General features: G+C 61.8%; 18 protein-coding genes. 3 read left to right on the top strand and 15 right to left on the bottom strand.

Translation table 11 applies throughout. The annotated features are described in order from the left end of the window. Positions 1 to 61: 61 nt before the first annotated feature. Positions 62 to 1,036, top strand: a complete 975-nt coding sequence (locus tag LOY52_RS14380; protein WP_258674533.1) for a hypothetical protein — start codon at positions 62 to 64, stop codon at positions 1,034 to 1,036. A 113-nt stretch (positions 1,037 to 1,149) separates the two neighbouring features. On the opposite strand, the gene LOY52_RS14375 is transcribed toward LOY52_RS14380, so the two are convergent. After that, complete coding sequence (locus LOY52_RS14375; protein ID WP_258674531.1) at positions 1,150 to 3,510, bottom strand: tetratricopeptide repeat protein; 2,361 nt, start codon at positions 3,508 to 3,510, stop codon at positions 1,150 to 1,152. Between the two features lie 215 nt (positions 3,511 to 3,725). Here LOY52_RS14375 and LOY52_RS14370 point away from each other — a divergent pair, with 215 nt between their 5' ends. Next, positions 3,726 to 4,400, top strand: a complete 675-nt coding sequence (locus LOY52_RS14370) for a DUF3313 domain-containing protein (protein ID WP_258674530.1) — start codon at positions 3,726 to 3,728, stop codon at positions 4,398 to 4,400. Positions 4,401 to 4,506: 106 nt separating this feature from the next. Here the strand turns inward: LOY52_RS14370 and LOY52_RS14365 are convergent, their stop codons facing one another. The 13 genes from LOY52_RS14365 to LOY52_RS14305 form a co-directional block, all read right to left on the bottom strand. Beyond that, positions 4,507 to 7,011 carry a fused MFS/spermidine synthase gene (locus tag LOY52_RS14365; RefSeq protein WP_258674528.1) on the bottom strand — a complete coding sequence of 835 codons (2,505 nt, stop codon included), beginning with the start codon at positions 7,009 to 7,011 and terminating at the stop codon, positions 4,507 to 4,509. A gap of 209 nt (positions 7,012 to 7,220) precedes the next feature. After that, positions 7,221 to 8,810 (bottom strand): arylsulfatase, encoded by a 1,590-nt coding sequence (locus LOY52_RS14360; protein WP_123587961.1) that lies wholly within the window; start codon positions 8,808 to 8,810, stop codon positions 7,221 to 7,223. Positions 8,811 to 8,881: 71 nt separating this feature from the next. Beyond that, positions 8,882 to 9,904 carry an HAD family phosphatase gene (locus tag LOY52_RS14355; protein WP_258674524.1) on the bottom strand — a complete coding sequence of 341 codons (1,023 nt, stop codon included), beginning with the start codon at positions 9,902 to 9,904 and terminating at the stop codon, positions 8,882 to 8,884. Beyond that, entirely contained in the window at positions 9,901 to 11,334 is a 1,434-nt protein-coding gene (locus tag LOY52_RS14350) for a BatD family protein (RefSeq protein ID WP_258674523.1), read from the bottom strand. Before LOY52_RS14350 ends, LOY52_RS14355 begins: the two co-directional genes overlap by 4 nt. After that, entirely contained in the window at positions 11,331 to 12,911 is a 1,581-nt protein-coding gene (locus tag LOY52_RS14345; RefSeq protein ID WP_258674521.1) for a VWA domain-containing protein, read from the bottom strand. Before LOY52_RS14345 ends, LOY52_RS14350 begins: the two co-directional genes overlap by 4 nt. Before the next feature lies 1 nt (position 12,912). After that, complete coding sequence (locus tag LOY52_RS14340; protein ID WP_258674520.1) at positions 12,913 to 13,905, bottom strand: VWA domain-containing protein; 993 nt, start codon at positions 13,903 to 13,905, stop codon at positions 12,913 to 12,915. After that, positions 13,892 to 14,470, bottom strand: a complete 579-nt coding sequence (locus tag LOY52_RS14335; protein WP_258674519.1) for a DUF4381 domain-containing protein — start codon at positions 14,468 to 14,470, stop codon at positions 13,892 to 13,894. Before LOY52_RS14335 ends, LOY52_RS14340 begins: the two co-directional genes overlap by 14 nt. Then, complete coding sequence (locus LOY52_RS14330; RefSeq protein WP_258674517.1) at positions 14,467 to 15,402, bottom strand: DUF58 domain-containing protein; 936 nt, start codon at positions 15,400 to 15,402, stop codon at positions 14,467 to 14,469. The genes LOY52_RS14335 and LOY52_RS14330 overlap by 4 nt, the downstream gene beginning before the upstream one ends. Beyond that, positions 15,399 to 16,379, bottom strand: coding sequence for a MoxR family ATPase (locus tag LOY52_RS14325; RefSeq protein WP_258674515.1), 981 nt, complete (start codon positions 16,377 to 16,379; stop codon positions 15,399 to 15,401). The genes LOY52_RS14330 and LOY52_RS14325 overlap by 4 nt, the downstream gene beginning before the upstream one ends. A gap of 22 nt (positions 16,380 to 16,401) precedes the next feature. After that, a complete protein-coding gene (locus LOY52_RS14320) occupies positions 16,402 to 17,352 on the bottom strand; it encodes a transporter (protein ID WP_258674513.1) in 951 nt (316 codons plus the stop codon). Between the two features lie 12 nt (positions 17,353 to 17,364). Next, on the bottom strand, positions 17,365 to 18,768 hold the full coding sequence (locus tag LOY52_RS14315) for a DUF1254 domain-containing protein (protein ID WP_258674511.1): 1,404 nt from the start codon (positions 18,766 to 18,768) through the stop codon (positions 17,365 to 17,367). A 13-nt stretch (positions 18,769 to 18,781) separates the two neighbouring features. Then, positions 18,782 to 20,233, bottom strand: coding sequence for a DUF1254 domain-containing protein (locus LOY52_RS14310; protein WP_258674509.1), 1,452 nt, complete (start codon positions 20,231 to 20,233; stop codon positions 18,782 to 18,784). Positions 20,234 to 20,243: 10 nt separating this feature from the next. Next, a complete protein-coding gene (locus tag LOY52_RS14305; protein ID WP_258674507.1) occupies positions 20,244 to 21,035 on the bottom strand; it encodes a hypothetical protein in 792 nt (263 codons plus the stop codon). 324 nt (positions 21,036 to 21,359) lie between these two features. Here LOY52_RS14305 and LOY52_RS14300 point away from each other — a divergent pair, with 324 nt between their 5' ends. After that, positions 21,360 to 21,566, top strand: a complete 207-nt coding sequence (locus LOY52_RS14300) for a cold-shock protein (RefSeq protein WP_258679871.1) — start codon at positions 21,360 to 21,362, stop codon at positions 21,564 to 21,566. Between the two features lie 58 nt (positions 21,567 to 21,624). On the opposite strand, the gene LOY52_RS14295 is transcribed toward LOY52_RS14300, so the two are convergent. After that, entirely contained in the window at positions 21,625 to 22,050 is a 426-nt protein-coding gene (locus LOY52_RS14295; protein WP_225138847.1) for a YciI family protein, read from the bottom strand. Positions 22,051 to 22,304: the final 254 nt, after the last annotated feature.

The raw sequence follows: 22,304 nt of genomic DNA, 5'->3' as shown, positions 1-22,304 counted from the left end.
AGAGTCCCGGTCGCCAGCGGGTTTTCGGCTGGACGACGGAACGAAGAAGGGAGTCTGGGTAGTGAGTGCGGGCAAAAAGATTTTGGGCCTCACGGCGTTGCTGTTGATGCTGACGCTGTGGGCCAGTTACTTCTATGTGTTCAAGGAAAACCGTGACGGCCAGTTGGGCGGCGCCGGTGAAAGCACCGCGTGGTGCGGCGCGCCACCGTCCACCGAAGCGGCGCTGTTGGGCAAGGATCAATTGACCTTGCGCGTCACCAACAACCTGCGCGGCGAGTTCATGCTCAGTGGCTCGCTGGTGGTCTCCGAACGCACCTTCAACCGCTACGATCTGGGCCGCAACGAACTGCGTCTGCGCCTGGAACCGTTGCAGTGGTCGTATGGTGTGACGCCGATCTTTCTCGAACAGGTCAAGATCCAGCCGCTGAGCCGCAACCTCGCGTCGCCGACCAAAAGCGCCTACGCCGAGCTTGAGCCACGGCCGATCGGCGTGCAGGGCCAGGTCACCGAATTCCCCTTCGACACCTATCGCTACGGCTACAAACCGGTGCTGTATTACCTCAAGGGCAGCGAGCGCATCGACCTGCGCTTCAAGAACATCACCACGCTGATGGAGATGTCCAACACCTTCACGCCGATCCAGAAGTACAACCGCGTCGAGTACATCAACGAGAAAAACTCAATGATCCGCGACGAGGACTACAAGGCCTACGCCCCGCACGAATGCGCGTTCAGCGTCGAGCGCAAAGGCTCGTTCAAGGTCGTGGTGCTGTTGTTCCTGCTGGTGCTGTGCCTGCCGCTGCTGCACGTGTTCTATCGCGACGAGCCGGGGATCGACTTCCTCGCCACGCTGGTGACGATCGCCGTGGTACGGGTGCTGCTGGTGGGGCCGGTGCAGGACTTCCAGCTGTACAACATCGACTTCCTGTTCGGCGCGGCGATTCTGCTGGTGGGCTCGGTATCGCTGATCAAGGCGATGCGCGCCAACAGCCGGCGGGAGATGGCGTTGAAGAGCGGGGCAACGTCGTCCTGGTAATGCGAGCCTGAACATGACCCTGTAGGAGCTGCCGCAGGCTGCGATCTTTTGATCTTGTTTTTTAAAAGCAACATCAAAAGATCGCAGCCTGCGGCAGCTCCTACAGGGTCGCTTTATTTCAGCGCCGGATCCCCCATGTTCATCTTCTTCCAGCCCTGCAACAGCACCTGCGCTTTCGGCTCCTGGCCGTTCTCCAGGTAATACTGGATCAACGACAGCCGCGCATTGCGGTTTGCCGGTTGCACCTTGAGCAAGCGCTCCAGCTCGTCACACGCCTCGCTTACCTTGCCACTATCGTGCAACGCCACCGCCAGCACGTAACCGTACTGCGGGTTCTGCGGCTCCAGTTGCGCGGCTTTGTGCAGGGCGTTCATGGCTTCTGCCGTCTTGCCGGCGCGAATCAGTGACAGGCCTCGGGTGTGCTGCAACAACGCAGCCTCCGGGTGCGCCTTGAGGCTGTCGTCCAGCAGGCTCTGCGCTTCCTGACCTCGGCCATTGGCCTCCAGCCATTGCACCAGCGTCACCAGTGCCGGGTAGAAATCCGGATCGCGTTTGAGTGCCGTGCGCAGAAACCCTTCGACTTCGGATGCGCGGCCACTGGCCTGATACAACATCGCCAGATTCAGGTTGGCCTCGGCCCGTTCCGCGAGACTGTTCTGCACCGTCTCATACTCGGCAATCGCCGCGTCCCAATTGGCCTGGGCGGCGCCGAGGCCGTTGTTGCGCGCGACGCTGAGCAGATCACGCGCCGCGACGATGCGTACGGCTTTCACCGGATCGCTGAGCATCGGCGTCAGCAATGACGCGCGCTCTGCGGGCGGCAGGAAGGCACTGATCGCCCGCACTGCGCTTTCGCGCACCTGCGGTTCCCGGTTTTTCAGGTCGAGCGTCGCCAGTTTCAAGGCCTGATCGCTGGGGTACAGCGGCAGTTCTGCCAGCAACGTCGCACGCTGAATCGCCGGCAGATCGCTGCGCTGCAACTGCTCATGCAAGGCGTCCGCCGCGCCCGCTTGACCGTTGCGGATCAGCCACAGGCTTTCGTCATAACGCGGCGCCTGCGGGGCGGTGGCGGAGGCATTCCACAACTTGAACTGTGCGGTGACCTTGTCGCCGGCGTTGCCCTGATGGCAGCTCAGACAGGCATCCGGGGTACCGAGTTTTTGCGCACGTTCCGGGTTGGGCATGCTGAAACTGTGGTCATGTCGCCAGTCGTTGCCCATGTAGAACTTGCCCGGCATGTGGCAATCCACGCACTGCGAGCCGGGCTGGCCCATGGTGTGGCGGGTATGTTCGCTGGAGTCGTAGTTCTTCGCCTGCAGGCCCTTGCCATCGACGCCTTCGACCGAAGTCTTGCCCGCCGTGTTGTGGCATTGCAGGCACACCGCGTTGCCCGGAGCCTTGAGTTCGGTGCTGTGCGGATTGTGGCAATTACTGCAGCGCACACCCTTGTCGAACATTTTGCTCTGCAGGAACGAGCCGTGTTCGAACACTTCATCCTTGATCTTGCCGTCCAGCGCATACAGTTCGCGGGTGAGGGTGCTCGGCAGGTAGTCGTCCATCAAGCGCTTGCCGACGGTGTAGCCATCGCCCAGCGGCGCCCGGCGCGCATGGCAGCGGGCACAGGTTTCGATCTCGACGCTGGCGTTCTTGTCCTTCAGGTCGACGACGAAACCTTTGTGGATCAGGTCGCCTTTTTTCTGTGCCCACTCCAGGTGATTGGAGGCCGGACCGTGGCAGGCCTGACAGCCGACGCCGAGGCTGTTCCACTGACTGTTGAATGTGTTGCTGGCCGCATCGAAATTGCGCTTGAAGCCGGTGGTGTGGCACTCGACGCACATGAAGTTGGCGTTCTGACTCGGCTTGCTCCAGTGCAACGGATTCTTGAAGTTCACGCCCTGGCCGGGGTAAAGGTGAAACCAGCGGTGTTTCTCGGTATCCCACGCCACACCGAGCGCTTGCAAACGGCCTTCGCCGACCTCGATCAGGTATTGCTGCAGCGGCGCAATGCCGAAGGTGTAGGCGACTTTGAAGTCAGCGTTCTTGCCATCGGTGCCCGGCGTATTGACCCAGAACTCGTCGCCCTTGCGTGAGAAGCGGGTGGTCTCGTTTTCGGCCTTGAAGGTGACGTTGTTGAAGTCGCCGAGCAGGGTGTCGGCATTCGCTGCCTGCATCGCCAATTGGTGATGCGAGCCTTGCCAGTCCTTGACCTGTTCGGTGTGGCAACCCTGACATTGTTGTTCATCGACCATGCTGGCGGGCTTCTGTGCCACCGGTTGCGGTTTGGCGACGACGGGCGCCGCCGCGCTGATCGGCGGGGCCGTGTACCGCGCGGGCGCGGGGCTGAACAGAAACCAGCCAATCCCCGCCACAGCGGCCAGCAGCACGCCGATGGTGAGGGGGAACAGGTAACGAGAAGGGGACGGTCGGGACGAATCGGGATCAGGCTGTACGACTTTATTTTTATGCTTGGGCATTACGACTTCCGTGGTCAGATGCATTGGCCTGCTGGCATGCGTTCAAGCTCGATGCAGCTTTGCCGGATGCCCGGCGTCTGTCAAACGTCGGTTGTGAAGCAGCCCCCCGAAGTTGTGTGAATTTTCCGGTTTTGCAGCGCAATCGGCGGGGTTTTAGCTATACCTGTAACTCCCCCCTAAGCAATACATTCAGGCCTTCTGACAGGAGTTACAGCATGAAGCTAGCAGTAATGATGGGCACCCTCTGCATTGCCACGCTCGGCGTGGTGGGCTGCTCCAGCAAAACCGTTGCTCCCGATGAGTATTCCGGCTTTCTCAAGGACTACAGCCAACTCAAGGAGGCCAAATCGCCGTCCGGTGCCGAGGTGATGCGCTGGATCGATCCGAAGGTCGACATCAGCAAGTTCACCAGCGCCTACATCGAACCGACCCAGCTCTATCCCAAGCCGCAACCGACCGCAAAGATTTCCCAACAGACCCTCAACGGCATCACTTCCTATTACGATCAGGCCCTCAAACGTGAAATCAGTAAAGACCTGCCGTTGGCCAACGGCCCCGGCCCAGGGGTGATTGTGGTGCGGGCGGCGATCACTGCCGTGAGCAGCAAGACCGAAGGCCTGCACGCGTATGAAGTGATCCCGGTCGCTCTGGTCGCTGCAGCGGTCAGCACCGCCAGCGGTATCCGCGATCAGGAAACCACCCTGGCGACCGAAGCGGTGTTCCTCGATGGCGGCAACAACAAAGTGGTGGCGCAAGTGGTGCGCAAAGGCACCGGCAAACCACTGGAAAATGAAACCCAGGCGATGAAGGCCAGCGACGTCAAACCGGTGATTGATGGCTGGGCCAATGACATGCATCAGATGTATCTGAAGCTTAAAGCCAGCAAATAACCCGAGGCCCCTGTAGGAGCTGCCGCAGGCTGCGATCTTTTGACTTTGATTTTGTAAAAACAAGATCAAAAGATCGCAGCCTGCGGCAGCTCCTACAGGGGCAGCATTACTGCCCGGTAAACCAGCGGAAGTACGGATTCCCGCCTTCCCAACGCATCACTTCACGCATATCCCGCCCCCAGGCATCCCGATCACCGTCATACGCATGCAGGCTGGCGCGGTAGAACTGCATCAGGCGCTGGCGGTGCGTGTCCATCCGTTCAGTAAAACCGATATCGGCATTCACCAGTGGCGGCGGCACATACAGGTCCAGCAACGCTGGCAATACCCGAGAGATTTCCTTGCTGCGCACCCACGGCGCGTACTCGATTCGGGGCTGATCGTCAGTCACCGCCGGGGCATTTGCCGCGAAGCGTTCAAGGCCTGCGCGGTCGGTGACCCAGGTTGCGAGTAACGCTGGGGCCGAGCCAATCCCGACATCCTGCAAAGTGCTGCGCACACTGGCTTGTTGGAAGCGCTCGGTGATTTTCGCCGCGTCCAGTGCCATCGGCTGCAGCGAGCCCACCAGCAGCATTTCGTGGAACTCGCTGGTCCACAGCGAAGCGTACGGAAACACGTCGAGGAAGCTGCGCACCAATGAGCGCGAATCGTCGATGTTCTGGGTCGGCAGCGGCAGCCATTGCGCGACGATGCCTTGTTGCTCCAGGCGACTGGCCGCTAGTTGATAGAAATCCCGCGAGTACAGATTGACCACCCCGGCCGCCGACGGCGGTGGCGGTTCGAGGGTGATCAGGTCGTAGGTCTGCGGGCTGCGCAACAGTTCCTGACGGCCATCGCGCAGGCGCACATCGACGCCGGGATCGCTGGCGGCGTTGAAGTTGCCTTTGAACAGGGGTGCGGCCTTGACCACCGATGGCAGCAGTTCGGCGACCACCCTATGTTCCAGCCCCGGATAGCGCAGCAGGGCGCCGGCGGTGATCCCGGTGCCGAAGCCGATCACCAGCGTCGAACGTGGTTCGCCGTTGTGGATCAGCAGCGGCAGCAGTGCCTGGATGCGCATGTAGCGCAGCGACGGCATGGCGTCGCCGGTGTTGGACACGCCTTGAATGTACAGGCGGTGGAAGCTGTTCTCACCACGGCCCTGAGCGACCACCGCCACGGTGCCGCCACGGCCTTCTTCATAGAACGCCAGCGTGCCGTTACGCGCACCGGGCAGCAGACTGGCAAGTTTGTCCACTGGCGTCAGCAGCGCAAGCGCCACCGATACCAGCCCCAACGCGACCACGGCCTGACGCCGACCTTTTCTGACGTGGTGGCCCTTGCGCACGGCCACGTAGCCGATGCCGGCAGCTATGATCGCCAGCAAGCCCAGCGTGCGCACCAGCCCCAGCAGCGGGATCAGCAGAAAACCGCAGAGCATCACCCCGACAATCCCGCCCAGCGTATTGAACGCGACCACGGCACCGACGTCGCGACCGACGCGTTCACGCCCCACACTCAAGCGCAGCGCCAGCGGAAACGCCGCGCCAAGCAACAGCGTCGGCACGAACACGATGCTCAGTGCCGCCACGGCGAAACGTGCGCTCATGCCGGCCAGCTCGCTGGCGCCCATCGCCAGCAGCCAGCTCTCGGCCTGACTTTGCGCCAACACCAGCCAGCGCCCGAGCAGGGCGACTTCCAGCAAGGCGATCAGCCCGGCACCGGCAATCAACAGACCGAACACGCCCCACGGATCGCGAATGCGCTCGACCCTGCGGGCGAGCAGGGCGCTGCCGATGAACAGCCCGGTCAGGTACGTGGCGAGTACCACGGCGAACGCGTAGGTGCGGGTGCTCATGAACTGCACGATCGATTGCGACCAGACCACTTCATACCCCAGCGCCACGCCGCCGGCGATGGCGTACAGCCACAGTGCGGTGCGGTCCGCGGCTTTCTCGGTGTGATGTTTGACCGCAGCCGCCACCGACGTCGGCTGTTGGCGCTGCAACCACAGCGCAGCGGCGGCGGCCAGCAGATTGAGCATCGCCGCAAACAACGCACTGCCACGCACACCGAGGGTGGCAATCAGCACGAACGCGGCGAGCAGGGTGCCAACAATCGCGCCGAGGGTGTTGGCCGCATACAGCTGACCGCCGGCCCTGCCCGGATCCGCCGCCAGCGAGCGCACCAATACCGGCAGCGTGCCGCCCATCAACACCGCCGGAATCCCCACCAGCGTGAACGGCAAGCACCAGGCGAGAATGCCGACATGCGCTTGCAGCCAGGCAAACGGGCTCGCCGCCAGGCTCATCGCAACCGTGGCGCCAACACCAAGAATCGCCACCAGCACTTCCAGCCCGGCATAGAGCAGCACCGGTTGCTGCAAGCGATCAGCCCAACGCCCGAACAGCCAGCCACCGATGGCCAGGCCGGCGAAAAACGCGCTGATGCCGGTGGTGATGGCATAGACCTCGACGCCGACCACCAGCGACAACTGCTTGATCCACAGCACCTGATACACCAGCGCGGCGGCGCCGGAGATGCACAGCAGCAGGGCGGGGATCAGCAGCGCCGGGGTGGCGGCATGAGTGGTGGGTATGGCCGACGGCTTGCTGGCGATACGTGAGGACATGCGGATTGCCTTGTTCAAATCACACAATATCTGTGACGGTGCTGGCCTCATCGCTGGCAAGCCAGCTCCCACAGGGATTTTCAGTGAACACTCATGTTGTGGTCGACAGAAATACCTGTGGGAGCTGGCTTGCCAGCGATTGGGGCCGGCGCGGTCTCAGGTGGAAACAGGGCCGCCCGCCGCTGAGGGCGGGCGGCAGTTCAACGGTCTTACTGTGCAGCGGGTGCCGCTTTCATTTTCTCTTCAATCTTCGCGTCCACCGCCGCACGGATCTGGTCGATGCTGAAGCTCGCCGGTTTCTGGCTCGGCGGGTACTCGATGAAGGTCTGCAGGAAGCGCGCTGCCTTGGTTGTCGCAACGGCAACCAGGTAAACGTTTTTGGTCGACCAATCGTAGTATTGATCGGAAACCACGTCGGCCCGCTCGTACGGGTCCATTCTCAGGTTGAAGATCTTGGGTACGCGCAAGGGGGTGAACGGGTTACTCCAGACCGCAAAACCACCTGGCGCTCGCTGCTCGGCGAAGACGGCCTTCCAGTTGCCAAAGCGCATTGAAACCAGCATGCCGTCGTCGTTGAAGTAGTAGAACTCCTTGCGTTCACCGTTGGGTTGCTGGCCGGTCAGGTAGGGCAACTGGTTGTAACCGTCCAGATGCACTTTGAAGTTGCTGCCTCCGGAAGTCGGCGCCCAGCCCTTGAGCAGCTTGTCTTTCACCTCGGTGTCACCCGCTGCAGCGAGCAAGGTCGGGAACCAGTCCAGGCCCGAGAACATCTCGTTGGAGACTTCACCCGGCTTGATCTTGCCCGGCCAGCGAACCATCGCCGGTACACGGTAGGCACCTTCCCAGTTGGAGTTCTTCTCGTTACGGAACGGCGTGGTCGCCGCGTCCGGCCAGGAGAACTGATTCGGACCGTTGTCGGTGGTGTAGACCACGATCGTGTTGTCGGCGATTTTCAAGTCGTCGAGGGTCTTGAGCAATTTGCCGACATCACCGTCGTGTTCCAGCATGCCGTCGGCGTATTCGTTGCCGGGCATGCCGCTCTGGCCCTTCATCGAATCACGTACGTGGGTGAACAGGTGCATGCGCGTGGTATTCATCCAGACAAAGAACGGCTTGTCGGCCTTGGCCTGTTTCTCGATGAACGCTTGCGCGGCAGCGGTGGTTTCGTCGTCGATGGTTTCCATGCGCTTGGTGGTCAGCGCGCCGGTGTCCTCGATCTTGCCGTCGGCGAAACTGTGGATTACGCCCCGTGGCGAGTTGGCTTTGACAAAGTCCGGGTCATCCTTGGGCCAGTAGGGGCGTTCGGGTTCCTCTTCGGCATTAAGGTGATAAAGGTTGCCGAAGAACTCGTCGAAACCATGGTTGGTCGGCAGGTATTCATCCTTGTCCCCAAGGTGGTTCTTACCGAACTGGCCGGTAGCGTAACCCTGAGACTTGAGCGCCTGAGCGATGGTGATATCGCGCTTTTGCAGGCCGACAGTCGCTCCCGGCGCACCGACTTTCGACAGGCCGGTACGCAGTGGCGTCTGGCCGGTGATGAACGAGGAGCGTCCGGCGGTGCAGCTGTTCTCCGCGTAGTAGTCGGTGAACATCATGCCTTCTTTGGCAATCCGGTCGATGTTCGGGGTCTTGTAGCCCACCACGCCCATGGAGTAGGCGCTGATGTTGGTCTGGCCGATATCGTCGCCGAAGATCACCAGAATGTTGGGTTTCTCAGCCGCTGTGGCGGTTGCCGACAGCGCCATCACCGAGGTTGCCACCAGGGCGAGTTTCGGTAGCCACTTGCGTATGCGAGTCATCTGACTTGCTCCTTATCGCGGGGGTCGTTGTTGCGACTTACGTTTCTTGCAGTCCTGCATCACGCTTTTTCTTATTGCACCTGCCCGGTTGCCGGTGGATCGAACGGGTAGATCCGGCGCCATTCGGTCGCCATGTCCACCACGGTCCAGCCACGGGAATTCGCTTCGTCGAGGGCTTTGTCGAGTCGCCCGATATCGGATTTCCGGTCATAGGCCCACTCGCGCTTCGCATCGGTGTGGTGCACCAGCCCCATGAAGCGTTTGCCGGGGCCGGCGGCGGTCCACTGCAGCATCTGCAGGTCGCCGTCGGAATTGCCGAACGCTAGGATCGGCCGTTTGCCGATCACTGCATCAATGCTCTCCGGTTTGCCCGGGCCGTCGTCGTTGTGTGCCAGTTTTCGGGTGCGCAGGATCGAAGCCTTGCCGTCCTTGAACTGGAACGCGGTGACGAACGTGGTGCCGATCACCTGTTCCGGCGGGATGCCGTAGACCTTCTCGGCAAAGGCGCGCATGAACGCGGTGTCGCCGCCGGAAACGATGTAGGTCTTGAAGTCCTGGCTGCGCAGGTAGTCGAGCATTTCCAGCATCGGCTGGAAGATCATTTCGGTGTAGGGCTTGCCGGTCTTCGGATGTCGGGCCTGACTCAGCCAGGTCTTGGCGTAGTCGTCGAAAGCCTCGGTGGTCATGCCGGTGTGGGTGGCGCCGAAGATCTTGATAATGCCGTCCATGCCGGCGGCGGCCAGTGCCTTGTGGTCGTTTTCCAACACGGCTTTGAATGGCTGGGTGGTTTTCCATTCCGGGTGCTGCGGCGCATTGCGCTTGACCTCGTCGAGGGCGAACAGCAGCTCGAAATACATCGGTTGTTCGCTCCAAAGGGTGCCGTCGTTGTCGAACACGGCAATGCGATCGGCGGGTTTGACGAAGTCTTTGCCGGACTGATCGGTGACGGCTTGCACAAACTCGGTGATGTGTTTTTTGGCCGGGCCGTCGTTCCATGACGGCAGTGGCTCGCTGGCCTGGGCCAGCACTGGCAATGCCAGCGCAAACCACAGCGCAAGGCTGAAACGTGGACGCTGCTGCGGTGGATTGGTCATGGGAATTCCCTTTCCTGAACGGGGTTGAGCGGGCGCAGGGCCGACGCCGGTTTGTGCGCCTGTTGTTCGGCCTGACTGTGAAGCGTAGTCAACGATTCACGCAGTTGAGCGAGTGTTTGTGCAGTCTGCGGATCACGTCCATAAAGTCCGCGCAACATGCCTTGCAGGCGCGGGCCGGCATTCACCAGTTGCAGCCCGAGGCGACTGCGCCGCAGCCACAGGTACAACGCGCTCAATTGCGCCGGTTGAGCCTGCAGTTGCGGGTTGATCTGCCGCCAGGCGAAGTCCGCCGATTGCTCCCAGACCAGTTGCCGCGCGTGCTTGCGCGCCTGCCATTGGTGCCGGGCGCGCAACAGCGCCGGACGCAGCCAATAACCGACGCCAATGCACACGGCGAGCAGAGCCAGCCACAGCAACCCGCGAGTGGAAAAGTGCGAGTTGTTGCGGTCGAGCTGCCGGAGATCATCGGTAATCGAAAACACCGGTTTGTAAGCGCTGTTGGCTGCGGCTTCGAAGGTTACCGCCGGCACTTGCGCAGTTCGGCTCTGCTGCGTTTTCACGTCCCACCATTTCACCGTGATGGCCGGCAGGGTGTAGGCGCCAGCCTTGTCGATGCGGTAGGTGACGGTGTCGATCCGCTGACCACCGAGCACGTTGCCGCGACCGTCGTCCAGGCGGTTGACTTGCGGAGTCTGCAGATAACGACTCAGGCCGGTCACGTCAGCCAATGGCGGAACCGGCAGGGCCATCGCCAGTGCGCCATCGGCCTGCAGGGTCAGTTGGCGGGTGATGCTGTCGCCGGTTTTCAACGGAGTTGCCGAGTTGATCAGGCTTTGGCTCAGGCGCACATCGCTGGCCACCAGCGGCGTTTCTCCGGGTTTGAAGCCGGGTGGCTGGGCGGCGCTGAAGTGCAACGGTTGGCTTTGCGCGCTGAGCGGGGTGGTGGCTTGACCCGGTGTCGCACTCATCGTCAACGGCGGAATGTCGAAGCGGCGGGCGACATTCGGGGTGATCAGGTAGCTGTAGCGCAAGCCGCTGAAGGGTTGCCCGTCGATGGTCTGATTCAGGTGTTGGGCTTGACCGTCGGGTGGTGTTACCAGGGCGCCGTCGAGTTTCAGCTCGGGCAGGGTGGCGGCGCTGGTGAACCAGGTGTCGGTGAGCACGTCGACTTGCAGCTCGAGCAGTCCGCCGACCATCGCGCCTTCGGCGGGTTGCAGGTGGGCCTGGATTTTCAGTTGGGGTTCGGCGGCAGAGGCGTGGATTGTGAACAAGCAACTGACTAGCAAGAAGCTGAGCTTTTTGCTGATTGACCGGACCCCATCGCTGGCAAGCCAGCTCCCACAAGGATTTGAGGGGTTAACTCGATTGGCGAAAACACCGATGGTTCCTGTGGGAGCTGGCTTGCCAGCGATGAAGCCAACCCGGTTCATGGTCTGGCCCCCGACTGATCCTGCAAACTGAATTTCTGCCTGAGAAACTTCGCCGGCGAGGTGCTCAGGTTCTGCAACCACAACGCATCGGACGCCGCCTGTTCGGTCTCGACCTTTTTGCTCTGGCCCTTGCCCGGTGCCTTGTCGAATTTCACTTCGTCCGGTTTGGTCTCGGGGGCGTTCTTTTCGGCGCTGTCGGTGTCCTTGAGCAACGCCTGCGCCAGCGCCAGATTGGCCGTGGCTTCGGGAAACTGTGGTTGCCGCTGCAAGGCCTGGGTGTAGGCGGCAATTGCCTGATCGAACTTGAAGCGCCGCACGTAAATGTTGCCCAGATAAAACCATGCTTGCGCTGTGTCCAGGCGGGCAAAGGTCGCCAGCGCGAGGTCGTAGTCCGCCGCGTGATAGGCCGCCACGCCTTTCCAGTACGGATCGACAAACAGCGCCGCCGCTTGCGGCCAATGCTCATGCTCGGCGGCCCAGCGCCCTTGCTGATCGCGGGTGAAAAATGCGTCGGTCAGTGCACTGGCATGGGCGGGTGCGGCAGGCCAGCCCAGGCTTGTGGCCAACAGCAGCGCCGGTACCCAGTTGACGCTCCAGCCCTTGCGCACACCGAGCAGCGCCAACAATAGAAGAGGCCAGCACAGCCAGTAACCGGCATCCTTCCAGTGCAATTGCTGCTGTTCGGCGCTGGCACTCTGGAAGTGTTGTTGGGCGTGCAACTCGATCCAGTCCAGATCATCGTCGTCGAGGGTGAGGCTGCCCAGAGGCGCGTCGAGGGCGGCGGCCAATTGCTTGAGTGCCGCCGGATCGAAATGGCCGAGCAGCGGGCGCCCGTTGCTGTCGACTACTGGCTGGCCGTCGGCGCCCTGAATCGCGCCGCCATCCGCGTTGCCGACCGCCAGTACCAGTACCTGCAATTGGCTGTCGTCGAGTTGTTTGCCGAGACCCTCGAGCTGTGCAACGTCAGCGCCGTCCGTGATCAACAGCAGGCTGCCCGGGGTTTGCTCGGCGCTGAGCAGGTGTTTGGCCTGCTCGATGACGGCGCTGACGTCCTTGCCCGGTTTGTCGATGAGGCCAGTGCCCAGCGCTTGAATGAAGGTGTCGAGCAGCGCCGGATCATCGGTCGGCGGCAACACCAGATGCGCGCTGCCGGCATAAGCGATCAGCGCGGTGCGAGCGCCGGCGCGACGCTGGATCAGGTCGTGCAGCTTTTGTTTCGCCGCTTGCAGGCGCGTCGGTGGTGCGTCGCTGGCGTCCATCGATGGCGACAGGTCCACGGCGACGATCAGCGGCGCGCGATTCTGCAGAAAATCCGGGCGATCCTGCTCCCAGGTCGGCCCGGCGGCGGCAATGGCGCCCATTACCAGCACCGCGCACAGCCAGTGCACCGGGCGCAGGTGCTGCTGATCCGTTGGCGTGACCAGCAGGTGCGGCAGCAAGTGTTCGGCGATGTTGCTGCGCAGCCGCCGTTGCAAGTCGCGGCTGCGGCGCCAGAGCAGCGGCAGCAGCGCGGCGAACAGCGCGAGCAGCAGCCACAGCGGGCGCAGGAAGTGCAAGTCGCCGAGATTGATCTCCATCTCAGGCCTCCTGCCGCTGGCGGGCCAGCGCCAGGCGCGGGCGCAGCAGGGCACCGAGGTGATACAGCGCCAACAGCGTCAGCGCCGTGCCCAGCGGCCAATAGAACAACTCGCGCTGAGGCTGATGGCTGAGGGTTTTCACCTGATGCGGGGTGAGGCGGTCGAGAGTGCTGTAGACCTGATCCAGTGCCGTGCGATCTTCGGCGCGGAAGAACTGCCCGCCAGTGGTCTGGGCGATCTGTTGCAGCCCGCGCAGATTGACCTGCGCCTCGCCGGACGCTGTCGGGTCGCCGATGCCGATGGTGTGAATGACCACGCCCTTGTTGGCGGCCATTTCCGCGGCGTGGTCGGGGGTGATCGCGCTGCTGGTGTCGTTGCCGTCGGTGAGCAGGATCAGCACTTTTTGTTGTTCGTGCGCCTGGTCGAGCAGCTTCAGGCTCAAACCGATGGCATCACCGATGGCGGTGTTCGGCCCGGCCATGCCGATGCCGGTATCGGCCAGCAGCAGCGCAAGGCTGGCGTGATCGAGGGTCAGCGGCGCCTGCGGATAGGCGCCGCTGCCGAACACGATCAGGCCGATGCGGTCGTCCTTGCGCTTGTCAATGAAGCCTTGCACCACCTCTTTGACGGCGGCGAGGCGATTGATTTTCTGGCCATCGGCATTGCTGAAATCTTCGGTTTCCATCGATTGCGAGATGTCGATGGCGAGCATCAGGTCGCGCACCGGTTGCTGGCGTTCGATGGGTTTTTCAACGAACACCGGGCGCGCGGCGGCGAGCAGGATCAACGTCCACACCAGAAGATTGAGCAGCAGTTGCCAGGGGTTCTGACGATTGCCGACCCGGCTCGGCGCTTCCCCGACGGCGCGGCTCATGGCGCCGAAAAACGGCACCCGCACGGCGCTGCGCGCTTCCTGATACGCGGGCAGATAACGCAAGGTCAGCCACGGCAGCGGCAGCAGGAGCAACAACCACGGGTAATCAAGCTGCCACATGGTGTTGCTCCACCCAGTGTTGGCAGGTGTCGAACAGCGCCTGGCGCTGTTCGGCGGGGAGGGCGCGCAAGGTGGCGTCGGGGGCGTAAGCGAGTAGGGCCAGTTGATCGCTGAAGTCGTCGGGTAGCCTGGTTTTGCAGTGCTGCTGCAGAAACGCCTGCCAATCCGATCCCCCCAACGCCGCCACCCCTGTAGGAGCTGCCGAAGGCTGCGATCTTTTGATCTTGTTGTTTAAAGGCAAGGTCAAAAGATCGCAGCCTTCGGCAGCTCCTACAGGGCGGTGTTTCAAGGGCATCGAAAGGGCCACGCGCTTGAGCAACTCGGGCAACTCGCGCAGGGCATTGAGGTCTTCACTGCGCCCACGCAACTGCGCAAGCCGTACCAGCGCTTCGCGCCGATACTGATTCCGTCGCCACTGCACATAACGCCGCACGCCAACCATCAGCGCCAGCAAAACCAACAGCCCCAGCAACAGCCACCAGCCCCAGGTCTGCGGCGCATAACTCACTGGCGCCGGCAGGCTCAGCTCCTTGAGCTGACTGATGTCGGGAATATTCGGATTCATCGCCGTGGGCCGGCAGACTTGCCAAGCTCGGCACTCAATTGCGCGTGGGCCTCTTCGGCGGTGCTGAACATCATCAGCGGCACCTGACTGCGACGCAGCAGGGTGGCGACATCCTTGAGCCGGCCACCGAGATAATCGCCCAATGGCTGATGCACGCTGCGTTTCTCGACAGCCAGTTCCACCTGCAATTGGCCTTGGGTGACCAGCAGCCGGCCATCGCTCGGCAGCTTCAAGGCCAGTGGGTCGTAGACTTGCAGGGCGATCACGTCGTTGTGCGCGCGCAGTTGCCGCATCAACTGCAAGGTACGTTCACCGGCTCCAGCGAAGTCGCTGACGATGCAGATCAAATGGTCGTGACCGGCCAGCGCCAGGCAACGCTGCAAGGCCTTGTCCAGTTGGTCCTCGTCTTCTGCGTCGGGATTGGCCGCGTTCAGCGCCTGATTCTGTTGCGCCACGCGGCTGAGCAGGGCTTCGACCCGTTTGCGGCTGCGCAACGGTGCGATGCTGTCGATGCGTTGATCATTGAATACCAGACCGCCGACCCGATCACCGGCGTTGAACACCGTCCACGCCGCCAGCGCCGCGAGTTCGGCGGCGAGGGCGGATTTGAAGCTGCGCTGCGAGCCGAAAAACATCGACATGCGCTGATCGACCACGATCAACGCCGGGCGATCACGCTCCTCAGTAAAAGTGCGTACTACCGGTTTGCCGGTACGTAGCGAAGCGCGCCAGTCGAGGTGACGTAAATCATCACCGGGCTGATAACGGCGCAACTCATCGAAGTTCAAGCCACGGCCACGCAGGCGCGAGGCATGGTTGCCGGCAAGGATGCTGCCCTGGGGCTGGCGCGCCAGAAAGCTCAGGTCACGGGCCTTGAACTCCAGCGCCATCAATTGCGCCAGAGACACGTAGACCAGACCGTCCGCGTTCATGCCGGAATCGCCACGTTGTCCAGCAAACGGTCGAGCACCTGATCGGCCGTCACGCCATCCGCGACCGCGTCGTAGCTCAATTGCAGGCGGTGACGCAACACCGGATGCACCACGGCGCGCACGTTGTCCGGCGAGACAAAATCCTGGCCCTGCAACCACGCATCGGCCCGCGCGCAACGATCCAGGCCGATGCCGCCCCGAGGGCTGGCGCCGAGGCTGATCCAGCGTCCGAGGTCTTCGTCGTAGTCGGCCGGGTGGCGGGTGGCGTTGATCAGGTCGATCAGGTAGCGGTCGATGGCCGGCGATACATGAATTGCGCTGACCTCTTTGCGCGCGGCGAAAATCACGTCCTGGGAAAGAGTGAAACCTTTGCCCGGCGCGGTGTTCGCGCCCTGGGCAAACTCTTCGGCGCGCAACAGGCGCAGCACCTGGCTTTCGTTGTCGGCGCTGGGGTAGTCCAGCAGCACCTTCATCAGGAACCGGTCCATTTGCGCTTCCGGCAACGGATAAGTGCCTTCCTGCTCGATCGGGTTTTGTGTGGCGACCACGATGAACAGCTCCGGCAGCACATGACGGGTGCCGGCCACGGTAATCTGCCGTTCCTCCATGGCTTCCAGCAGCGCCGCCTGCACCTTGGCCGGGGCGCGGTTGATCTCGTCAGCGAGGATCAGATTGCCGAACAGGGGGCCTGGCTGGAAGCGGATCTCGTTTTGCCCGGCGACCTGATGCAGCACTTCGGCGCCGGTGATGTCCGAGGGCAGCAAGTCGGGGGTGAACTGGATGCGGCTCATCTTCGCGTCCAGATGCGTGGCCAGCGCCTTGACCGTGCGCGTCTTGGCCAGCCCCGGCAGGCTTTCCAGCAGCAAGTGCCCGTTGGCCAGCAGGCCGAGGAGGATCTGCCGAATGACCTGATCCTGGCCGAGTACGGCTTCGGCAATACTCGCTTGCAGGGCGTTGAGGTCGGTGAGTGCGGTCATGGGACAGTCCTTTGTGGCCGGTCTAGAAAAACGCCAGGGTCATGTTGACGGCAACGCCGTTGCCTTCAGGGCGGTTCTTGGTGTCGAACTCCGGCACCCAGCGCGCACTGATGTTGGCCTGGGCGTCGGCGAATTTGCCGGCCCAGGCGACCACCGGCCCGGCGCCGACCGAGCGGCCACGGAAGCCATTCAGGCTGTCGGCGGTCTGCCCCTTGTCGTCGGTGACCTGCTGGATATAGCCGGCCGCCAGACCGGCGCTCCAGCCACTGCCGAAGCCGTGAGTCCACAAGGCATCGAGGGTGAAGATGTTGCCGTTGCGGTAATCGGTGGCGGTGTTTTCGGTGTAGAACTCCAGGCCACTGGACAGGGTGAATTCGCCCCCCTTGCCGTCCAGATGAGTGAAGGCCACGGTGGGCATGAACGTGTAATTGTTCTGCCCCGGGTTGGCCAGGCGATTGTCGTTGTAGGCGCCGGTCGGCACGTAGATCGGCAGGGAGAACGCGATGTGGTTCAACTCGTCGAAGTGGTAGCCGGCGGCAATTGGGGTGACCAACGCGTCGGCGAACTGGGTCCCGGAATCGCTGGTGCCGAGGGTGCGTCCACGCGGGCCGGTGATCGCCGCGTCAATGTCGGTGTACTGCACTGGAACGCCGATTGCCGAGGCAAAGTTCCATGGGCCTTTGCCGGTGTCCCAGATGTGCGTCAGGTTGGTCATGGTGTAGGAGACTTTCATGTCGATCCCGGCACTGACCTCACCGGAAATCGGCGCGCCGCGACTGCCCTTGAGCGATCCGTCGTACCAGATGCTGGTGACCGAGACTACCCAGCCCGGTTCGGGCGGGATGATCCCGGCGTTGGAATACACCTGTTGACCGGTGATCGGCCGGCCGACGCCACCCTCGGCTGCATAGAGTTGAGTACTGCCGATCATGCACAGCGCCAGCAGCGGACGCACAACGTAAGGCTTGACCATCACTGGCTCCGTTTATTGTTTTGAGTTGACCGGGTTGAGCAAGGGCATCTTCCACTCGCCGCTGGCCACTTCCGGTTTCGGCAGGTACAGGCGCAACACGCCGTAGAACGGCCCGTTCGGTGCCGGCAGCCAGTTGGCCTGCTTGTCCTTGCCGGGATTGTCGTGCTGCACGTAGAGGGTCAGCCCGCCGTCGGCATCGAGCTTCAAGTCGGGCAGCATTCGCGAGTTGATCAGGTAGCGATTGAGCGGGTTGGCCACCAGCAATTTGCTCTTGCCGTCGTACATGGTCAGCGACCAGAAGGCGTCGGCCGGGGGCAGGGCGCCCTTGTCGAAATGCAGGGTGTAGTCGTGTTTCGCCGCGTCGACCGGTTGGCCGTCCTTGTCGACGAAATAACCGATGTAGTTCGCCTCTTCGGCAGAGTTGCCGAAAATGCCCATGTTGGCGCCGGCGTAGCGATACAGGTAATTGCCCTTGAGGTGATCGCGGGTGCCAAACAGGTCACCGCTGCTGATTTCGTGCGTGTCGACCTGGTCTTTCTTGAACGCGGCGAATTCCGCCTTGGCGTCACTGATGCCGTCTTCGAGGGCCTTGCGTTGCTCGGCACTGAGCGTTTTCAGGTCGAATGGCTGACCGGCGCCGATGCCGATTTTGGCGAAGCGCGCGAGCAGGTCTTTTTCGACGTCCTGCGGCGGAGTGAAGGCGAGCATGAAATTCAGGTAGCGGAACAGCTCCGGAGTTTCGCTCATGGTCGGCGTCGGTTTCGGCCAACTGACTTTCGGTGCCGGTGCCGGAGCTTTCTGTTTCACGTATTTGCTCAGCGGCTCGACCTTGTAGCCTTTCTGGATCTGCCTGACCTTGCCCAGATCTTTTTCGTCGAACAGCTGCGTGCGGTACAGCGCGTAGGCGATGTTGCTTTCGCTGCGCACCAGCCGGTCGATGTTGATCGGTTGCTGACCCTGCCAGTCAGGCCCGGCGATCATGAAATGACCACCGTTATTCCCGGTGCTGCGGGTGCCCAGGTAAGCGAAGTTCTGCGTGTAGGCGTCGATCAGTTGCACCGAGTAATAACGGTGCTCTTCGATCGGCGGCAAGGTCAGGATCAGCGGTTCGCTGCGCAGGTCCATCCAGACGAACGAGTAGGGTGTGTCGGCGTTCGGCGTGACGAACGCGGTGTCCTTGGCGGTGAAGGCCTTGGCGGTGTTGCCGATCTGGTTGAACGGTGCCTTGAAGTTCGGGCTCTTGCTGTCCACGGCCTGGGTGTACAGAGTCTTGTACATTTCCACTACCGGGAAGCCATAAAGATAGGCGTCCTTGGCGATGCCTCGGGCTTCTTCGGGGCTGGCGCTGAAATCCGCCCAGGCGCTGCTGCTCAAGGCGAAGGTCAGGCCGGTCAGCCATAGATTGCGTGCGTTCATGCGGCGTCCTTATTCATTGCACGACCGTGATGTCGTCGAGTTTCCAGCTCTTGTCGAAATAGGCTTCGGTCGGCGCGTACAGGCGGAAATAGCTGAACCAGTGCTTGCCGGGCACGGTTTGCACCCAGTTGTTTTCGAAGCCTTTGGGCGCGCTCGGGCCGAAGTACAGGTCCACCGAGCCGTCGGCGTTTTTCTTCAGATCCTGGCGCGAGGACAGGTCGGCCTTGCGCTGCGGATTGTCGATCAGGCAACGGCTGTCGATGTCGTACACGGTCATCGACCAGAATTGTTTGGCCGGCGGGTTGGCGCCGACGTGCAGGCGATAGGTCTTGCCGCCGTCGAGCCAGTCGCCCTTGGCGTCGGTGTAGGCACCGAGGTAGGTCTGGCCGAGGCCAGGGGTCCTGGAAACCATGCCTTTGGTGTTGGTCACCGCTTCATAGAACCAGGCGCTGCGCTCCCACAACTGGTCGTAATAGGCCACGCGTTGCGACGGTTCGGCGATGTTCAGCACCGTGTCCCAATGCCGGTCGGGCCAGTACTGCGCGTCAGGAAAGCGCTTGGCAAAGGTATTGGCCTTGGCGATCAGCTCACCGACCTGCGCGCCGGACTCCAGGGCCTGACGCTGCCGGGTATTGGGGTTGAAGGGTTTGTCCTTCTCGATGCCGAGACTGGCGAGCATGGCCATGTAGAAGCGGTCACGTTCATTCACCGGTTCTTTCTGGATGATCTGGTGCAGCCGCTGCCAGTAAGCGATGCCGCGCGGCTGGGTGCCCGACCACTTTTTACCGTCAGGCGACAGCAGGCGGGTCTTGCTCGGCTCGGCACGCTTGGCGTACGGGTACATCTTGAATTGCTCGACCAGCGTCTTGCCTTTGGCCGGATCCGGATCCAGCACCCGGAAGCCCACCAGCACGTTCATGGTTTCCGATTGGGCCAGGTAATACTTGTCGGCATCGGCCGGCGGCTCCGCGCCCGGTGGCAGCACCAGGTATTTGCCACCCTGGCCTTTGTCCGGGCCGGTCTGGCCCATGTCGATGATCGCCCGCTGCCAGAAATCGCCAATGCCGCCGGCGGTCGGTCCCGGTGGCAGTTCAATCACCAGTGGCCCGGTTTCGCTGAGGTCGACGAAGCCGAGAATGTACGGCGTGGTGGCGTTGGCGGTGATCACGCCGAGCTTGTCTTCGTAGCTGTCGAGCACCATCAGATCGCCGTTGCGCGCGCCGAGCTTGTCGCGAAATTCTTCCTGCCACTGCGCGTAGGACACCAGCGGCAAGGCCCACAGGTAACTCTGGGTCGCCTGCTGGAAATCCAGCTCGGCGTAGAGTTTGGCAATCGACTCATGTGCCGGCAGTTCGCCCTCCATGGCGATCTTGCCGATACGCGTGTCGAGGTCCTGAGCGCCGACACCGCAACTGGCGAACAGGGTCATCAGGCTGAAACCGGCAGCGCGTAAAGCGATGTGCATGGCGATGTCCTTATTTTCCGAATGTCACGTTGATCCCGGCGAACAGGGTGAACTGCGGCACACCATCGCCTTTGCGTTCAACGGTCCACTGCGGTTCGAGGAAGGCGTTGAGAATGTTGCTGCCGGACTTCCAGACCTTGCCCGCACCCAGGCCGATCGGGATGTAGTGGGTGTTGTTCTTCAGGTCGAACGTCCAGGTGCCGGTGGAGCGCAGGTACCAGCCCTTGTCGAGGTTATGAATGATGAAGGGCTGCAGGGTTGCCGTTTCGACATGCGCGCGGTCGTGGTCGCCGGCGAACGAGCTCTGGTACTGCACCAGCGCACCGAGCAGGCCGCGCGGTGACGAATCGATCGCTACCGCCGCGAGGCCGGCCTGCCACTTGCCGGTGCCCAGTTCATCCTCGGTAGCCGTCGGCGCGGTGATCTGCGGGCCGATGCCCAACTGCACGCCGTCGGTCTTGAGCAGGAAGATGTCGAACAGATTGAGATCGCCGATGCCGGTGCTGTAGCCGCCGTGCGGATCGGGGCGGGTGCTGATCGGCATCGTTGCCCGCAGCAATTGCGGCACACCGATGAAATCGTTGGGCGCAATCGGCAACGTGCCGCGCAGCAACGCATCGTTGGTGTGCAGGTTGCTGTCGAACAGCTTTGGCGTGTAGTAATCCTGCAGGTTGGCGCCGGGCGCCAGGTTCAGCGGGTTGTTGCTTTTGTTGGCCTCTTCGGCGTTATTCGCCAGAGCACAGAACACAGGCGCCAGCGAGCTCGCCAGCAGCAAGGCGTGAATCCCCAATTTTTTCGACATGATCCCCGTTTCCCTGGTGGCTACTGCATGGACGACCCGGCACTTCTTGGCCGTTGGCCGTAATTCCTTTCTTAATCAAGCCTGTAGGACACGTCTGAATGACGCTAGCAGCTAATCGGGAGTTAGCCAGTCGAAGGGATTAATTCTTTGGTTTTGTGTACCGCTTCACGATAAGGACGAGTGCTGGCCCGATGACCCCGTTGGTCGGACAAAGTGGGATACCTGTCAGAGTTGACAGTTGTGAGGCGTGGGGAGTGCGCGTTTTATGGAGATGGAAGGCCGAGGGTAAGCGGTCGATGAATGGACGGTTTAGAGGTGATGGAAATGGCTACCGGGACGGTTCTTTTTTTTAATGCAGATAAGGGTTTTGGGTTTATCACTCAGGATGATGGGGGCGCGGATCTATTCGTGCACCACTCTGGAATTTTCTATGACGGTCCTAGAGTAGTGCTTCGGGAAGGTCAGGCAATGTCTTACGAGGTGCAGAACGGGCCAAAAGGATTGATTGCTGTAAATGTCAAACCGATATGAGCATCCCGTTTATGTAGGAGCGGCCCGAGCCTGCGGCAGCTCCTACACGGGGCGGGGATTACAGGTTTTTCTTTGCCAGCTCGCGAACACGCTCTTCCTGCGCCCGCGCCTCAGGCGTGAACTCGGCGCCGAAATCCTCGGCAGAGAATATCTGCCGTATCTCGATATCAGAGTCGCCCGGCATCGGGTTCGGGCAGCGCTTGACCCATTCGATGGCTTCTTCTTTCGACTTCACTTCCCAGATCCAGTAGCCGGCCACCAGCTCCTTGGTCTCGATGAACGGGCCGTCGATGACGGTGCGTTTGTCGCCGGAGAAATGCACGCGGGCGCCTTTGCTGCTCGGGTGCAGGCCATCGGCGTCGATGAGGATGCCGGCCTTGACCAGTTCTTCGTTGAAGTTGCCCATGGCGGTGATCAGCTCTTCACTGGGCATGATGCCGGCTTCGGAATCGGCGCTGGCTTTGACAAGGATCATGAATCGCATGGTGGTTTCTCCAGGGAATGGGGGGATTCATGGTTTAGTCGAATGGGCCGCGCATGAATCGACAGGTGTCTGAATAAAAGACGCAAAGCTGCGCTTTAACAAACGCAATCCGACACGCTGCACTGCCAAGGTAGGAGCTGCCGCAGGCTGCGATCTTTTGATCTTGTCGTTAAAAACCAACATCAAAAGATCGCAGCCTTCGGCAGCTCCTACAGGGGAAGGCAGGGTTGTATACAATTTTTTGCGCAGGCCCC

Origin of the sequence: Pseudomonas sp. B21-051, from assembly GCF_024748795.1 — a bacterium.
GTDB classification, from domain to species: domain Bacteria; phylum Pseudomonadota; class Gammaproteobacteria; order Pseudomonadales; family Pseudomonadaceae; genus Aquipseudomonas; species Aquipseudomonas putida_A.
Note: the sequence above shows the minus strand (reverse complement) of the source record. Positions and strands in the feature narration are given on the sequence as shown.